Raw genomic sequence first — 15,241 nt, forward strand, 5'->3', positions numbered from 1 at the left:
TGAGCCGCCTCACAGCGGTAGCCGCGGCCGGAGCAGGTGGGCGACCAGCCCTGTCCATCCGGTCTGATGGGAAGCGCCGAGCCCCTCACCTGTGTCACCGTCGAAGTACTCGTTGAAGGTCGGGTGCACACTCCACAGTGGATCGTCACTGGATTCGATCCGGTCACCGTCGGCAGGCCGTTTACCGTTCACCGGTCGGAACAGCGATGCCAGACCGTTGTCGATGAGATCGGCGGCCTCGGTCAACGTGCAGTGGTTGCCCGAGCCGGTCGGGATCTCGATAGTGAACGACGTGCCGTAGTGACGGCCGTACGCCCGCAGTTTGTCGGCGAGCAGAACGTTGACCGGGAACCAGATCGGGCCGCGCCAGTTGGAGTTTCCGCCGAACATCCCGGTGCGGGATTCCCCCGGCTCGTACTCGATCGAGAGGCTGCGCCCGTCGATGTCGTAAGTGACACCGTCCCGGTAGGACGCGGACAAGGACCGAATCCCGTACTGCGACAGAAACTCCTCGGAATCGAACATTCGCGCGAGCACTCGCTTCAGCCGCTCGGGTTCGACCAATGACAGCAACACCTTCACCTCGCCGCCGTCCTTACGTGCCAGCAGCGGACTGATCATCTCCGGCCGACGACGTTGAACCCATCGCAATCGTGCTGTCAGATCGGGGCATTCGTCCTCGACCCACGACGGAATCTCGGTCGCTCCGAGGATCGGCAGCAATCCCACCATCGACCGCACCCGGAGCGGTACCGCGTCCCCAACAGGAGGCACGAGCACGTCGTAGAAGAAGCCGTCCTCCTCGTGCCACAGCGAAATATGCTGCGAACCAAATGACTTCACTGCCTTGGCGATCGACAGGAAGTGGGCGAAGAACTTGGTTGCGACGTCGTCCCAGGCGCTGTCGTGCCGGGCGAGTTCCAGCGAGATCTTGAACATCTGCTGGCAGTAGAACGCCATCCAGCTCGTCGCGTCCGACTGCTCCAACCGGAAACCGGGAGGCAGGGGCGCGGACCTGTTGAACAGTCCGATGTTGTCCATTCCCAGGAATCCGCCCTCGAATATATTCGAGCCCTCGGAGTCTTTTCGATTGACCCACCACGCAAAATTGAGCAGCAGCTTCGTGAATACCCGAACCAGGAAGTCGCGGTCACGGTAGCCGTCGATGCGGTACACGTGCCACGCTGCCCATGCATGCACCGGCGGGTTGACATCGCCGAACTCCCATTCGTACGCGGGCAGTTGACCATTCGGGTGCATGGACCACTCGCGGCACATGAGCACGAGCTGCTCCTTGGCGAAGTCCGGATCGACGTGCGCCAGCGGAATCGTGTGGAAAGCCAGGTCCCATGCGGCGAACCAGGGATACTCCCACTCGTCGGGCATCGAGATCACGTCTGCAAGTGCCAGATGCCGCCAATGCGTGTTGCGTCCTCCATGAGCTCGACGAGACTCGGGTGCAGGCTCTCCTACTCGGTCTCCTTCGAGCCACTGATCGACGTCGTACCGGTAGAGCTGCTTGGTCCACAACAGACCTGCATAGGCCCGCCGAGCGACGTGACGGTCCTGCTCGTGAAGATCTGCGCCGATTATCGATCCATAGAACTCGTCGGCCTCGGTCCGACGGTCGGCGACGACGGCGTCGAAGCCACGGCCGAAAGTCTGCTCATCGGGAGCGTTGGTGGACAGGCGAAGCTTGACTTCGACCGTTGCTCCCGGCGCGATATCGTCGAAACCGAACCAGAATGCGGACTTGGTTCCGGTCTGGTCTGGATTGACAGCGCTTTCGTCCCCGTTGACGACGCGGTTTCCGATTCCGTCCTTGCTGAACGGCGTGCGGTTCTCCTGCCCCCACAGCTCGGCGGCGTTGGTCTCGTTGTCGCAGAACAGAACTTCCGGGTGCCCCTCGGCACTGAGGTAGTACCTTCCCAGAAACCCGTGCTCGGCTTCGACAGCACGTATGCCGCCGGTCTGAAGGTCCGGTGGCACGACCTCTCTCAGGATTCCCGCACGGTCGTCGCGACCCCACGCCCACGTGTTTCGCAGCCACAGGTGTGGCAGCAAGTCCACCGACTCGGCCTCGGGACCGTGGTTGGTGATCGAGATGACGATGCAGATGTCGTCGGGTGACGCCTTGGCGTACGTCACCTGCACGTCGAAGAAGCGGTTTTCCTCGAGGATCCCCGTATCGGCGAGTTCGTACTCGCGTTCGTCACGCCCGCGTCGGGCGTTCTCTTCGCGAAGCTGCTGGTAAGGGTATTCGGCGTGCGGGTAGCGATAGAGCCACTGCATCCAGCTGTGGGTGGGGGTGCCGTCGACGACCCACCAGTACTCTTTTGCGTCCTCACCATGGTTGCCCTCACCGTTGGTGAGCCCGAAGAGCCGTTCCTTGAGGATCGGATCCTTGCGATTCCACAGTGCGAACGCAAAATTGAGGAAACCGAAACGATCGCTGATTCCGCCCAATCCGTCCTCGCCCCAGCGGTACGCGCGCGCGTGCGACTGATCGAACGGGAAGGACTGCCAGGCATCGCCGTCTGCTGAGTAGTCCTCGCGCACAGTGCCCCACTGACGACCGGCGAGATATGGACCCCACTGCCGCCACGGTCCGCTGACTCCCGGCGATTCGGCGAGGCGCGAATGTTCAACGGTGGAGGGACTGTCGTCGTCGGTCACGGGCACCAGTCTGCTATCTCCGGGTCACGGACGCACGCCGACGTTGCTGGCCAGGTATCCGACGCGTCGCTGCACGGCCGCGATCTCACGAACGCCGTCACCGAGAAGACTTCGTTCGAGGGCCGAAAGCTCTGCCATCACGAGAACGTCTCCGGGCGGCACACCCGCTTCGACCTGAGCGATCTGATGTCCGAGCCGCAGTCGCTGCAGCAGATCGAACACCTCGGTGAGAATCTTCACGTCATGATCGGCGAGTAGTCCGTTGCCCGACGCAGCCGCCAATCGAGCGGGGGTCGACGCGGAGGCAAGTCCAACGGACAGGCCGCCCCACCTGGCGAGGTTGACGATGGGAGTGATGGCGTGTGCCTTCAGGTCGAACGTGCCCCCGCGTCGCGCCAGCACGTCGCGTAGTGACCGAAGCCGCGCACGTCCGGCCAGGGCGTCACGAAGTTGCAGGCGAAGCGCGTCGGGATGATCCTCGGCAAGTGTCCGGTACACCTGTGGCACCGTGTGTAGCTCCCGGTTCCCCCAGACGACTCGACCGTCGACGAGCAGCGAGGACATGATCAGGCCGGAGTCTCCGGCAGGATTCCCACGATCGCCGAAGGGATTGCTGAGCCAGTGCGCTGCCGCGGTTCGCCACTGGCTGGCCGATCGGGCGAATCTCGGAGAGCTGGCGACAGCGCCGTTGGAATCGGCAGGGAGACCACACTCGGACAGGGTTCGATGCACGCGCGACGCCAGATCCATCAAGGCCGTATCCCTCGTCCGTTCTCCGCCGTGTGGGTCGGGAAGCAGGTCGGACCAGGACAGCGCGCTGTCCACGTCGGACGACGGCATCGCCTCGCGCCGCGCGACGCTGCCAAGCGTCAGCCATGCCATCTCGGTGCGCGGAACCTCGGGATTCGCGCTCCACTCGAGCTCGAGCGCGCGACGTACGACGCTGTCGATGACGACGGACAGAATGGCGCTGACCGCAGTGGCCTCGGTTCCACTGCGGAACAGATCCACCGCGAGACCTGGGATTCTGCGCGCGGCCACCGCTAGTTCGTCCGAGTCGGACGCTAGCGCAACCGACCGCCTCAGCACGAAGCTGCGACTGGTCGACGCCGCGTGCAGTTCACCGTCCTCGACGACCCCGAGCACTTCACCTCGAGTCGACAACACCGGCATGTGCCGCAATCCTCGATCGAGCATGTCCACGAGCACCGTTGCAGCAAGGCGATCTGCGGTGACAGTCTCGGCAGGCGCAGTCATGACCACCCTGATCGGGGTATCGACGCCGATCCCCGCAGCGACCACTCGAATCCGAAGATCACGATCGGTGAATATTCCGTGTGAGCCGTCAGGTAGCGGTACGACCACGCACGAGGTGCCGCTGTCGGTCATCCGCTGGACGGCGTCACGAACCCCCGTTTCAGGATCCACGAGCACCGGCGGCCCTGACACCAGTTCCCCGACAGTTCGTTTCGTACTCCGATCCGTTGGTCCGCCGATCTGAGCGTTGGCAGTCGACACAGCATCGGCCAGAAATTTCAGACCCGCCGGGTTCGAGAACAGCGGACGCATCAGAGTCCCCGGCAACTGGATCAGCGAACTCGGTTCGGTCGTACGAGCCACGAATCCGAATGCGGCCCCGGACAGCATCGCCGAGAAGCCGAAGACACCACCGACGTCGATGGCATCGATAGGCACTGCCGTCAGAGCCGAGTCCTCGGGGTGAAGTATCACCACCCGACCGCTGCACACCACCCACACCGAATCCACATCACGCATATCTACATCGAGAATCGTTGCTCCGGTGGCAAATTCGGATCGGACAGCATTGCTTGCCAGTTCCGCCAGCTCACCCGGCGTCGCGGACTGGAACGGCGGAAACCGACGGAGAAATTCAGCTGTGTCGTCCACGAACGAGATCTGCGCACTTCTCCGCCATCGTCATGACGGTGATGTTGGGGTTGACCGGAGGTAGTTTCGGCATCGCGGACGCGTCGACGACGCGCAGATTGCGAACGCCCTTGACTCTCAGTTCCGGATCGAGAACCGCCGAAGGATCGCTGACGGAACCCATTCGGGCAGTTCCAGCAGGATGGTAGACCGTGTTGTGGGTCTTGTGCACGTAGTCGAGAAGGTCGTCGTCGGTCACCGCTTCGGGGCCGGGCGCCAGCTCTCGTTCGATCCACGAGGCCAGTGGATCCTCGGCTGCAATTGTCCGAGCCAACTTCAGCCCCGCGAGCATGACCGCGTCATCGTGGCCTTCCGGATCGGTGAAGTAACGCGGATCGACACGTGCACGATCGCGAAAGTCCCGGCTGCGCAGTCGAACTGTTCCACGCGAGCGGCCCTGAGTAACGTTCGGCGTAAGGCAGAATCCATTGTCGGTTGTCGGATAGCCCCAACGAAGTGTGTTCATGTCGAACGGCACGCTGCCGTAGTGCATCATCACATCCGGATAGTTCAAGTCAGGGTTCGTCCTCGCGAACACGCCGATTTCCCACCACTGCGACGACGTTGTCACCATCGGACGCGATGCATCCCAGAACACCAAGCCCTCGACGTGGTCGTCGAGATTCTCCCCCACTCCGGGAGAGTCCACTCGGACCGCGATACCCATTGCCTGCAACTGTGCTGCTGGGCCGATCCCGGACAGCATCAGCAACTTCGGAGTGTCGATCGCACCGGCTGTGACGATCACTTCCCGACGTGCGGACACCGTGTCGTACCCCGTGAGATCGGGCCTTTGATACCGCACGCCCGTTGCAGTGAGTGCATCGTCGATCAGGATTTCACTGATCCAACAGTGGGTTCGGACTTCGAGGTTGGGGCGTGAATCCAGGATCGGATGCAGGTACGCGTGCGAGGTGGACATTCGCTTGCCGTCCTCGCCCGCGTTGATCTGAAACCACCCTGCACCGTCGAGCACGGTGCTACCCCGGTTGAACTGAACGGTAGGCAGACCTACCCGCGCAGCAGACTCCAGAACCGCTGCGCCGCAGGGATCCTCCGGCGGAACGTCCCTCATGCGAACCGGCCCGTCGTGGCCACGTCCGGTGTCGTTGTTCTCCACGCGTGCTACCAGAGGCAGAATGTCCTTCGAACCCCACCCGGTTGCTCCTGCGGTTTCCCAGTCGTCGAGCGTTTCGGCAGGTGGATGGAATGCGATGCAGGAATTGTGCGACGAGCATCCACCCAGGACTTTTGCGCGGGCATGTCGCATGAAGCTGTTTCCGCGCTCCTGTGGCTCGACCGGATAGTCCCAGTCGTAGCCGGAGTCGAGTAGGTGCATCCATTCGGAGAGCTCGAGGATGGCGTCGTCACCGACGTCGGACGGACCGGCCTCGACGAGGCAGACCGTGACGGAGGGATCCTCACTCAATCTGGCGGCGAGGACGCACCCGGCCGTTCCGCCTCCTGCTATGACGTAGTCGAACACTGTGTCGCTCACGTAGGGCTCCTGTCGTCACCGGTGGATGCGTGCGAAACCAACGTACCGATGTGGTGGCGCCCCTTGATCCCGTACCAGGCCAGACCGAGCAGAAGTATCGCGCCGATGTATACGAACGCGCCGAAGGTGTTGTACCAGGGGCTGCCGTACACCTCCACTCGCGGCCACGCCAAATTCAGAGCCATTGCCGAACCCCACACGACGGCGACGATGTTGACCAGCATTCCCCACCTGCCCATGGTGAAGTAGCCTCCCGGCTTCAGATCCTTCGGTGGCCATTCGCCTTTGAGCCGCTTGGCGAGCAGTGGTCCGGTCACCATCAGGTAAGCGAGGTAGATCATGATGATTGCGATCGAGGTGAGCACCGTGAAGATCTGAGGTTGCCCGACGTTGACGACGAGGATCGCGATCGCGAGCACGCCGATCGTGATCGCCGGCACCACCGGAGTCTGAGTCTTGGGGTTGACCCTCGCCAGACTCTCCCCGAACGGGAGTGCATTGTCGCGTGCCATGGCGAAGGTCAATCGGATGGCAGCGGTATGAACTGCCAGCGAGCAGACGATCACCGCGATGACGATGCAGATCAGGAATATCGTGCCGAGAGGGCCCCACATCACTGCTTCGACGATGGACTGCAGACTGCCCTCGGGTGTACCGAGGGACGGATCGTCGAGGTCGGGCGCAGCCATGACCGCGAACACCAGAATGGCACCGCCGATCACGAAGGACGCGAGGATGGCCCGCAGGATCGCTTTGGGCGCGGTCCGTCGCGGTTCCACGGTCTCCTCGCCGAGTGACGACGCTGTATCGAATCCGTACATGACGTAGCCGGACGCGAGTGAGGCCACCAGAAAAGCCGACAGAAAGCCGCCACTTTCGCCTGCGCCGTAACCGTTGGTGGAGAAGAAGACTTCGGGACCTCGGGTGATGTTCGCGGCCAGAATGACGGCAATCAGCACTGCGGCGATGAGTTCGATGAACACGCCTGCGCTGTTGATCATTGCCATCAGTTTGACGCCGAGGGCGTTGATTGTCGTGGTGATGGCGATCATGATCGCGCCCAACAGGACAGCGTTGGTCGCGAAATCGTTGTCACCGCTGCCGTCCCCGATGATCTGAAAACCGCTCCAGATTCGAGGAAGGTTCAGTTGTAGCGCGAGCACAACCGCCGACAGCGTGACGATCGAGGCGGTCAACATCAGCCACCCGGCCGACCACCCCACGATCCGTCGACCGAGCAGCTTCGCCCAGTTGTACACCGATCCGGCGACCGGATATTTCGCCGCCAGCTCCATGAAACACAAGGCGACGCAGAGTTGACCGAGGAACACCATCGGCCACGACCAGAGATAGGCCGGCCCTGCGGTACCGAAACCGAAGTAGAACAGCTGGAATGTTCCGGTGAGAATCGAGATGTAGCTGACGCCGGCGGCGAAGCTCGCGAACTTGCCCAAGCTTCGGTCGAGCGATTCCTTGTAGCCGAAATCGTCCATACCGCTGTCGGAATTCAGTGTCATGGCCCGTACTGCCTTTCGTCTGGCAGAAATCGAGGAACTTATCGAGTGTGGAACCATCCCGCCGCCGTTGGCGAAGTGTTGTGCCAAATGTGCTTTGCTTCTTGATATTCGGACAATCCGGACGGACCCAACTCCCGGCCGTTCCCCGAACGTTTGAATCCGCCCCATTCCGCAGCGGCTGTGTAGATGCCGAAATCGTTGAGCCACACCGTTCCGTGACGCAGTCCGCGCACCATACGCTCGCCTCGCGCACTGTCCGACGTTCGGACACCCGCCGCGAGACCGTAGTTCGTGTCGTTTCCGAGTCGCAGGGCTTCCTCCTCGGTTGTGAAACGCTCAACAGTGAGTATGGGGCCGAACGTCTCCTCTTGCACGATTTTCATGGAGCGGTCGCATTTGTCGAAGATCGTCGGGAGGAAGAAGCTTCCATCGGCAAGGCGCGGATCCTCCGGCCTGGTGCCACCGATCACCAATTCGGCGCCCTCTTCGATGCCGAGGGCGACGAATCCTTCGATCTTGGTGCGCTGCGCGTGAGACACGAGCGGTCCGGTTTCGCTCTTCTCGTCCAGCCCGGATCCCATTCGTATTCCACGCGCACGCTCGGCGATTGCGTCCACGAACCGGTCGGCGATCGATTCTTCGACGATGAGGCGTGTTCCTGCCGAACACACCTGACCGGAGTGCAGGAACACACCAGTGAGCACGTGGTCGACCGAATTCTCGAAGTCCGTGGGATCTGCGACGGCATCGGCGAACACGATGTGCGGATTCTTCCCGCCCAGCTCGACGGCCACTTTCGTGACGTTGGCTGCGGCAGCACCAAGGATCGTCCGTCCGGTCGCCAGTCCGCCGGTGAAGGAGATGAAGTCGACCTCGGGGTTCGCAGTCAGTGCTTCGCCGAGCACGGCGCCGCTCCCCTGAAGGAGGCTCAGGACCCCCGGGGGCACGCCTGCCTCCTCAGCAAGCTTGGCGAATGCGATGGTGCTCAGCGGCGTGACCTCGCTGGGCTTGAGAACCATCGTGCACCCAGCCGCGAGGGCAGGCGCGATCTTCCACGAGATCTGCAGCAGTGGATAGTTCCACGGGGCGATCATCACGCATACACCGATGGGTTCGTGCACGACGCGACTGATGATTTCGGGACGCCCCACATCGACCAATCGATCTGCGTGCACTGCCGCGAGCTCGGCGTAGTAACGGAACACCGAGGTGACGTCGTCGATGTCGATTCGACTCTCGGCCAACGTTTTTCCAGTGTCGAGTGTCTCGATTCGCGCAAGTTGCTCTTTGTCGCGCTGCAGAAGATCCGCGATCTTGGACAGCAGTGCGGTCCGGTCAGATACGGGCGTCGACGCCCATGTACCCTCGTCGAACGTTCTGCGCGCGGTCGCGACAGCTCGTCGGGCGTCGTCCGGGGTCGCTTCGTCCACGACGAGCACTACACCCCCGGTAGCCGGATCGATGACCTCACGGGTGCCCCCATCGGAAGCTTCAACCCATTCTCCATCGATCAGCAGCGAGGGCCGCAGGTTTCCTGGTTCGATTGCTGTGTTGCCGGACGTGGACACGTGGCACTCCTTCTCGCTGCTGACCGGAAGATTCGTGATCAACCGTATGCCCGCGATGAGTTTTCCGAATGTCACGGGTCGAATTCGGCATGAGAAAAGTGACAGCAGGGCTCTTTCATTCCGTCGACGGAGTAGTCGAAGCTCCGGACGAGTGGCAGTTCGATAGTTTCGACCCCGAGATGAGCGAGGAACTCGGCGCGATGATGGCCCGCGTGGACGCGGTCGTTCTCGGTCGCGTCGGCTACCAGGACTGGTCGAAGTATTGGCCGACGGCAAACGACGACGGGTTCGGCGCATTCATCAACGGGGTCTCCAAACATGTGGCCTCCACGACACTGAGGAGCACTTTGGAGTGGGAGAACACGTCGCTTATCCCTGGCGACGCCCATCAGTTCATCGCCGCGATGAAGGACACCGAGGGCGGCGAGATCGCGGTGTGTGCTGGAATCTCGATCGTTCGAAGCCTATTCTTCGCCGGGCTCCTCGACTCCCTGACGTTGATGACCCACCCGGTGATCGTGGGATCCGGCCGCCGATTGTTCGAGCCGCAGGATCCATTGACAAGGCTGGAGCTGCAGGCATCGCGGGTCACCAGCGCGGGGAACGCGATAGTGACCTACGGAATCAAGTGAGGTCAGGAGCACGCAGCGAGAAGTCGGGCAACATCGACGTCGTCCAGTCCTACGGGCGGATTGTTCATCATGATTTCGCGAAGGCGCCCCACGAACGCCGGACGACTGACGCCGAAGTCGGTGAGCACGTCCTCGCCCGGTCCGCTGCCGCGCGGAAACTGGACTGCCGGGTGATCACGCATGGTTTCCTCCGAGTGCCATCGATCGTCGGACTCCGGGGCAGTCCCGAGTCGGGGTCGGGGACCGCACCGGAGTTGAAAGCTTAATCAACTGTACCGCCCGATTCGTTACACATCGGTTGCGAGTGGAACGCGCGGTACCGTTCGAGACGCGTCTGGCCGGGGCAGTCGACCCCTGCAGTACTTGCCATCGCTCGCTAGGCCTGAAGCGAGCTCTCCTTCTCTCCGCAATCTCTCGAACGGAGTTCGTTTCCCCAATAGAGGTGCGGCTGTTGACAATTGGTGACTTCTCGCGCCGAGTCGGCCACGACTTGAAGTCGAACGTTTGTTCTAACCGGAGAGTATCGGAGAGGAGGATTGCACATGAGCACCGTGGACGACGAGTCCGGCCAGGACCGCATCGACAAGGGCCACTCCGATGACGCCAGGTCGGCCGATGACGCCAGCTCTCACGACGTGCCCGGGCTGCTCGATGCTGCCGTCGCCGCGACGCGAGCCGCGAACTCCGCAGTCGCCGTGTCCATCACCTTGGACGCAGACCGTATCGCCCATACCTCCGCATCGAACGAACTCGCATGCGCGATGAACTCGACAGCTGGCGCCGTCGAAGAGCCACTCGAAGTGTGGTGGGGCAGCCGTGAGTGCTATCGCCAACTTTTCACCGACGGGCTGATCGACCTGAAGGTTCTACGGACCATCCGTGACCACACGCTGGGCGCACCACCGGAGATCATCCTCGGCCTCCAGAGTCGGGCTGCGTATCTTCACGGCTACGGACACCTCGACCCCACCACCCTGCGCACCCGTGCCCAGGACGCCACCTGGCAGGTCATCTTCACGGTCGGTCGGAAATATCTCGACGCCCTCACCACGAGCGCCCGATGCAGCGTCCCCGACCCTCCGACGGGCACAGAGAGCGCACACTCACCGCACTGCACGTGTTCGTGCACCTGCGGCGCCCCACCGCGCCCAGCCGCGACGGCCGACCTCCTGAACCGTGCAGCGGCCGAGCACGACGCCGTAGCCTCGATGCTGCCCTCCCGTATGACGACCCCGACTCCCGAACAGCGCGCCGACGACCGCCGCCGACGCGCACACTCGGACTCTCCAGACCTCACAGTCGGGCGCACTCGCCCTCTTGCTGCGGGGCATGTCCCTGCGCCGCCGTCACCTGATCCTGATGCCCCGTCGCCGATGACCGCAGGCATTCTCGCCGACCACGACAAGAAGCTGATGGAGACCGACCCTGCACGCACCAACGCCGAATACTCGGACGGTCACGGAGGACACACGACGCCACCCCCGGGCGCCCTGCGATACACGCCCAGCGCGGCTCTTGCTCAGTGGGTCCGAGCGCAGTACCCCACCTGCCGATTCCCTGGCTACGCTGTTCGGTCGAGTCGCTGCGACCTCGACCACATCATCGGGTTCGACCACCAGAACCCCGAACAAGGAGGCTGGACCATCAGCAGCAATCTGGCCCCCTTCTGCCGGACTCACCACAACTTGAAGACCAGCAAGCTGTGGCCGACCGAGAAGCTCCCCGACGACGTCCTGCACATCACCGACCCACACGGAAACCACTACTTCAGCCCACCCGAACTGTGAGGGTTCCGTTGGCCGAAACGACTGCCGCGCCGAAAATTCGGACGTAGCATCGCATGCGTGACCGCCTCGCTGCGCATCCTCGTCTACAGCAGCAACACCAACACGCGTACCGCGGTGACAACTGCGATCGGCACGCACCCCGACTCCGCATTGCCTGCATTCGAGTACCTCGAAGTCGCAAGCGAGCCCATGGTGGTGCACTATCTCGACGCTGGCGGAATCGACCTCGCGATCCTCGACGGCGAGGCCACACCGGCAGGCGGGATGGGTGTCGCGAAGCAATTGAAGGACGAAATCGAGCATTGCCCTCCTCTTGTCGTACTCACCGGCAGGCCGGACGACCGATGGCTCGCCGATTGGTCCGGGGCGGAGGCCGCCGTGTCCCATCCCATCGATCCGTTCGTCCTCACCCGTGCGGTCACGGACTTGCTGTCGAACCGATCGAATTCCATCGGTCACAAGTGATTCCACCGTTGGACCGGCACGACGGCCAACGCTCGGTGCAAGATCAACTTTATTGCCGACACGCCAAGCTCGCTGGTCGAAAACCGAGACAAGTCGGGGCATCACACCGGTAGGCTGTGTTTCAGCTCACATTTTTCTCTCGGCTAAGGACCTCTTGGCCGACGGAGCTCCCCAGATGCTCACGAGGCAGGTACGGAGAGGCTGAACAGGTTGAACGAGTACATCCCCGTTTTCGTCCTCGGCGCTGTCGCAGTCGCCTTCGCCCTCGTGTCCGTCGTCATCGCCGCAGTCATCGGCCCCAAGCGCTACAACCGCGCCAAGCTGGATGCCTACGAATGCGGCATCGAACCCACGGCTCAACCCATGGGGGCCGGGCGATACCCGGTGAAGTTCTACCTGACAGCGATGCTGTTCATCATCTTCGACATCGAAATCGTATTTCTCTATCCCTGGGCGGTGCACTTCGATGCGCTGGGGATCTTCGGACTGCTCGCCATGATGATGTTCATCGTCAGTGCCGCAGTTGCCTACGCCTACGAGTGGCGACGCGGCGGACTGAGCTGGGACTAGATCCCGTAGCTACCTGCGTCGCACACAACGAGTCGCATACAACGAGAAGGGTCTGACATGGGTCTCGAGGAGAAGCTGCCGAGCGGCTTCCTGCTGAGCACGGTGGAGGGTCTTGCCGGCTATGTCCGTAAGGGCTCGCTGTGGCCTGCAACGTTCGGACTGGCGTGCTGCGCCATCGAGATGATGGCTACCAGCTCCGGCCGGTTCGACATCGCAAGGTTCGGAATGGAGGCGTTCCGGGCGTCACCCAGGCAGGCCGATCTGATGATCGTCGCAGGCCGAGTCAGCCAGAAGATGGCACCGGTTCTCCGTCAGATATACGACCAGATGGCAGAGCCGAAATGGGTTCTGGCGATGGGGGTATGCGCCTCCTCGGGCGGGATGTTCAACAACTACGCGATCGTTCAAGGTGTAGACCACGTAGTGCCCGTCGATATCTACCTGCCAGGTTGTCCGCCGCGCCCCGAGATGCTGCTCGACGCGATTCTGAAGCTGCACGAGAAGATTCAAGAGATGCCGCTCGGCGCCGATCGGGAGAAGGTCGCTCGCGCCGCCGAAGAGGCTGCGTTGCAATCGAGGCCGACGATCGAGCTGAAGGGCTTGCTGCGGTGACCGCCGATCGACGCGGGATGTTCGGCGTCTACGGTTCCGGCGACACATCGGGTTACGGTCGATTGGTCGTTCCGGTTCTTGCCCAGGTCAGTTCGGAGCGGCCCTACGGTGGCTACTTCGACTCCATCGCGGACGAACTGACGGCAACACTCGCCGCAGCCGGCACAGCATTCGACGATGCAATCGAATCCGCCGTCGTGTTCCGCGGGGAAATGACGTTGCATGTTCGGCGGGAGCACCTGCTTCAGGTCGCGACAGATCTACGCAACGAGCCCGAACTTCGGTTCGAGATGTGCCTCGGCGTCAACGGTGTCCACTACCCGCAGAACACCGGTCGCGAACTGCACGCGTCGTATCCGCTTCTGTCGATCACACACAACCGACGGGTGCGGCTGGAAGTATCGGTCCCCGAGTCCGACCCGCACATTCCCAGCCTTGTCGGCATCTACCCCACGAACGACTGGCACGAACGTGAGACCTACGACTTCTTCGGTATCCAGTTCGACGGGCACCCGTCGTTGACGCGCATCCAGATGCCGGACGACTGGGTCGGTCATCCCCAACGCAAGGACTATCCACTGGGCGGAATCCCTGTCGAATACAAGGGCGCCAGTATTCCTCCCCCAGATCGACGGCGGGAGTACAACTGATGACCGACACAGCAGGCCACGAGAAGTCGTTCACGGTGTCCGGACAGGATTGGGACGACATCGTGACGGCCGCTGCCGTATCGTCTGCGGCGTCCTCCGAGGAACGAATCGTCGTCAACATGGGACCTCAGCATCCCTCGACACACGGGGTGCTCCGTCTCATTCTCGAGATCGAAGCCGAGACCGTCACCGAGGCCAGATGCGGAATCGGCTACTTGCACACAGGCATCGAGAAGAATCTCGAATTCCGCAACTGGACCCAGGGCGTCACGTTCGTCACTCGGATGGACTACCTGTCGCCGTTCTTCAACGAGACCGCGTACTGCCTGGGCGTCGAAAAGCTCCTCGACATCACGGACGATATCCCGGAACGCGCGAGCGTCGTACGCGTGATGCTGATGGAACTCAACCGCATCTCCTCCCACCTCGTCGCGCTGGCCACCGGCGGCATGGAATTGGGAGCAGTGACTGCGATGCTCTTCGGGTTCCGCGAGCGTGAACTGATACTCGACGTGTTCGAAACGATCACCGGTCTGCGTATGAATCACGCCTACATCCGGCCGGGCGGGTTGGCTCAGGACCTACCAGACGGCGCGATCGAGAAGATCCGCGAGCTTCTGACGACCCTTCCCGGCAGACTTCGCGACATGTCGAATCTGTTGGACGACAACCGAATCTGGAAGGCACGCACCAAGGGGATCGGCTACCTCGACCTGACCGGATGTATGGCACTCGGCATCACCGGACCCATGCTCCGATCCACCGGTCTCCCGCACGACCTCCGCGTGTCTCAACCCTATTGCGGCTACGAGAACTACGAATTCGACGTCTGCACCGACACCGGTTGCGACGCGTACGGCCGCTACGTCATCCGTGTCGCGGAGATGAAGGAGTCACTGAAGATCGTCGAACAGTGCCTCGACAGGCTGCGTCCGGGGCCTGTGATGGTCGACGACAAGAAGATTGCGTGGCCTGCAGATCTCACGGTCGGTCCCGACGGCATGGGGAATTCCACAGAGCACGTCCGCGACATCATGAACACGTCGATGGAGTCTCTCATTCACCACTTCAAATTGGTGACCGAGGGGTTCCGAGTGCCTGCGGGGCAGGTATACATCGCAGTGGAATCCCCGCGTGGAGAACTGGGCGTCCATATGGTCAGCGACGGCGGCACCAGACCGTTCCGGGTGCATTATCGAGACCCGTCGTTCACCAATCTCCAAGCCGTGGCGGCCACGTGCGAAGGCGGAATGGTCGCCGACGTCATTGCCGCGGTCGCCAGTATCGACCCCGTCATGGGCGGGGTCGATCGATGAACG

At 62.3% G+C, this 15,241-nt stretch carries 13 protein-coding genes; 7 read left to right on the top strand and 6 right to left on the bottom strand.

Annotation, left to right across the window (positions count from 1 at the left end; all coding sequences use genetic code 11):
• Positions 1–9: 9 nt before the first annotated feature.
• The 5 genes from ACODSO_RS06930 to ACODSO_RS06950 are packed head-to-tail and all read right to left on the bottom strand — an operon-like array spanning position 10 to position 9,206.
• On the bottom strand, positions 10–2,676 hold the full coding sequence (locus ACODSO_RS06930) for an MGH1-like glycoside hydrolase domain-containing protein (RefSeq protein WP_489036032.1): 2,667 nt from the start codon (positions 2,674–2,676) through the stop codon (positions 10–12).
• Between the two features lie 24 nt (positions 2,677–2,700).
• Positions 2,701–4,584 (bottom strand): putative nucleotidyltransferase substrate binding domain-containing protein, encoded by a 1,884-nt coding sequence (locus ACODSO_RS06935; RefSeq protein ID WP_489036034.1) that lies wholly within the window; start codon positions 4,582–4,584, stop codon positions 2,701–2,703.
• Positions 4,568–6,121, bottom strand: a complete 1,554-nt coding sequence (locus ACODSO_RS06940) for a GMC family oxidoreductase (protein ID WP_489036035.1) — start codon at positions 6,119–6,121, stop codon at positions 4,568–4,570. Before ACODSO_RS06940 ends, ACODSO_RS06935 begins: the two co-directional genes overlap by 17 nt.
• A complete protein-coding gene (locus ACODSO_RS06945; RefSeq protein WP_068375673.1) occupies positions 6,118–7,638 on the bottom strand; it encodes an APC family permease in 1,521 nt (506 codons plus the stop codon). Before ACODSO_RS06945 ends, ACODSO_RS06940 begins: the two co-directional genes overlap by 4 nt.
• 38 nt (positions 7,639–7,676) lie before the next feature.
• Positions 7,677–9,206, bottom strand: a complete 1,530-nt coding sequence (locus tag ACODSO_RS06950; RefSeq protein WP_489036165.1) for an aldehyde dehydrogenase family protein — start codon at positions 9,204–9,206, stop codon at positions 7,677–7,679.
• Between the two features lie 89 nt (positions 9,207–9,295).
• On the opposite strand from ACODSO_RS06950, the gene ACODSO_RS06955 reads away from it, so the two are divergent.
• Complete coding sequence (locus ACODSO_RS06955; protein WP_489036037.1) at positions 9,296–9,838, top strand: dihydrofolate reductase family protein; 543 nt, start codon at positions 9,296–9,298, stop codon at positions 9,836–9,838.
• 2 nt (positions 9,839–9,840) lie between these two features.
• Here the strand turns inward: ACODSO_RS06955 and ACODSO_RS06960 are convergent, their stop codons facing one another.
• Entirely contained in the window at positions 9,841–10,020 is a 180-nt protein-coding gene (locus tag ACODSO_RS06960; protein WP_068375691.1) for a hypothetical protein, read from the bottom strand.
• A gap of 360 nt (positions 10,021–10,380) precedes the next feature.
• Between ACODSO_RS06960 and ACODSO_RS06965 the strand changes: the two genes are divergently transcribed.
• The 6 genes from ACODSO_RS06965 to nuoD all read left to right on the top strand — a co-directional run bounded on the left by ACODSO_RS06965 (position 10,381) and on the right by nuoD (position 15,238).
• Positions 10,381–11,625, top strand: coding sequence for an HNH endonuclease signature motif containing protein (locus tag ACODSO_RS06965; RefSeq protein ID WP_489036039.1), 1,245 nt, complete (start codon positions 10,381–10,383; stop codon positions 11,623–11,625).
• A 57-nt stretch (positions 11,626–11,682) separates the two neighbouring features.
• Entirely contained in the window at positions 11,683–12,090 is a 408-nt protein-coding gene (locus ACODSO_RS06970; protein ID WP_489036041.1) for a hypothetical protein, read from the top strand.
• A 210-nt stretch (positions 12,091–12,300) separates the two neighbouring features.
• The gene (locus ACODSO_RS06975; RefSeq protein WP_068375666.1) at positions 12,301–12,660 is read left to right on the top strand and encodes an NADH-quinone oxidoreductase subunit A; all 360 of its coding nucleotides are present in this window, start codon (positions 12,301–12,303) and stop codon (positions 12,658–12,660) included.
• A gap of 57 nt (positions 12,661–12,717) precedes the next feature.
• Entirely contained in the window at positions 12,718–13,272 is a 555-nt protein-coding gene (locus tag ACODSO_RS06980; protein WP_068375664.1) for a NuoB/complex I 20 kDa subunit family protein, read from the top strand.
• A 17-nt stretch (positions 13,273–13,289) separates the two neighbouring features.
• A complete protein-coding gene (locus tag ACODSO_RS06985; protein ID WP_489036166.1) occupies positions 13,290–13,922 on the top strand; it encodes an NADH-quinone oxidoreductase subunit C in 633 nt (210 codons plus the stop codon).
• Positions 13,922–15,238 carry an NADH dehydrogenase (quinone) subunit D gene (nuoD, locus tag ACODSO_RS06990; protein WP_489036044.1) on the top strand — a complete coding sequence of 439 codons (1,317 nt, stop codon included), beginning with the start codon at positions 13,922–13,924 and terminating at the stop codon, positions 15,236–15,238. Before ACODSO_RS06985 ends, nuoD begins: the two co-directional genes overlap by 1 nt.
• Positions 15,239–15,241 lie beyond the last annotated feature (3 nt).

This window comes from Rhodococcus sp. FG69 (assembly GCF_057808915.1).

Bases quoted from the DNA above. Each gene is read 5' to 3' on its own strand.
- ACODSO_RS06980 (WP_068375664.1), top strand. From the start codon at position 12,718: ATGGGTCTCGAGGAGAAGCTGCCGAGCGGCTTCCTGCTGAGCACGGTG.
- nuoD (WP_489036044.1), top strand. From the start codon at position 13,922: ATGACCGACACAGCAGGCCACGAGAAGTCGTTCACGGTGTCCGGACAG.
- ACODSO_RS06985 (WP_489036166.1), top strand. From the start codon at position 13,290: ATGTTCGGCGTCTACGGTTCCGGCGACACATCGGGTTACGGTCGATTG.
- ACODSO_RS06965 (WP_489036039.1), top strand. From the start codon at position 10,381: ATGAGCACCGTGGACGACGAGTCCGGCCAGGACCGCATCGACAAGGGC.
- ACODSO_RS06960 (WP_068375691.1), bottom strand. From the start codon at position 10,020: ATGCGTGATCACCCGGCAGTCCAGTTTCCGCGCGGCAGCGGACCGGGC.
- ACODSO_RS06955 (WP_489036037.1), top strand. From the start codon at position 9,296: ATGAGAAAAGTGACAGCAGGGCTCTTTCATTCCGTCGACGGAGTAGTC.
- ACODSO_RS06945 (WP_068375673.1), bottom strand. From the start codon at position 7,638: ATGACACTGAATTCCGACAGCGGTATGGACGATTTCGGCTACAAGGAA.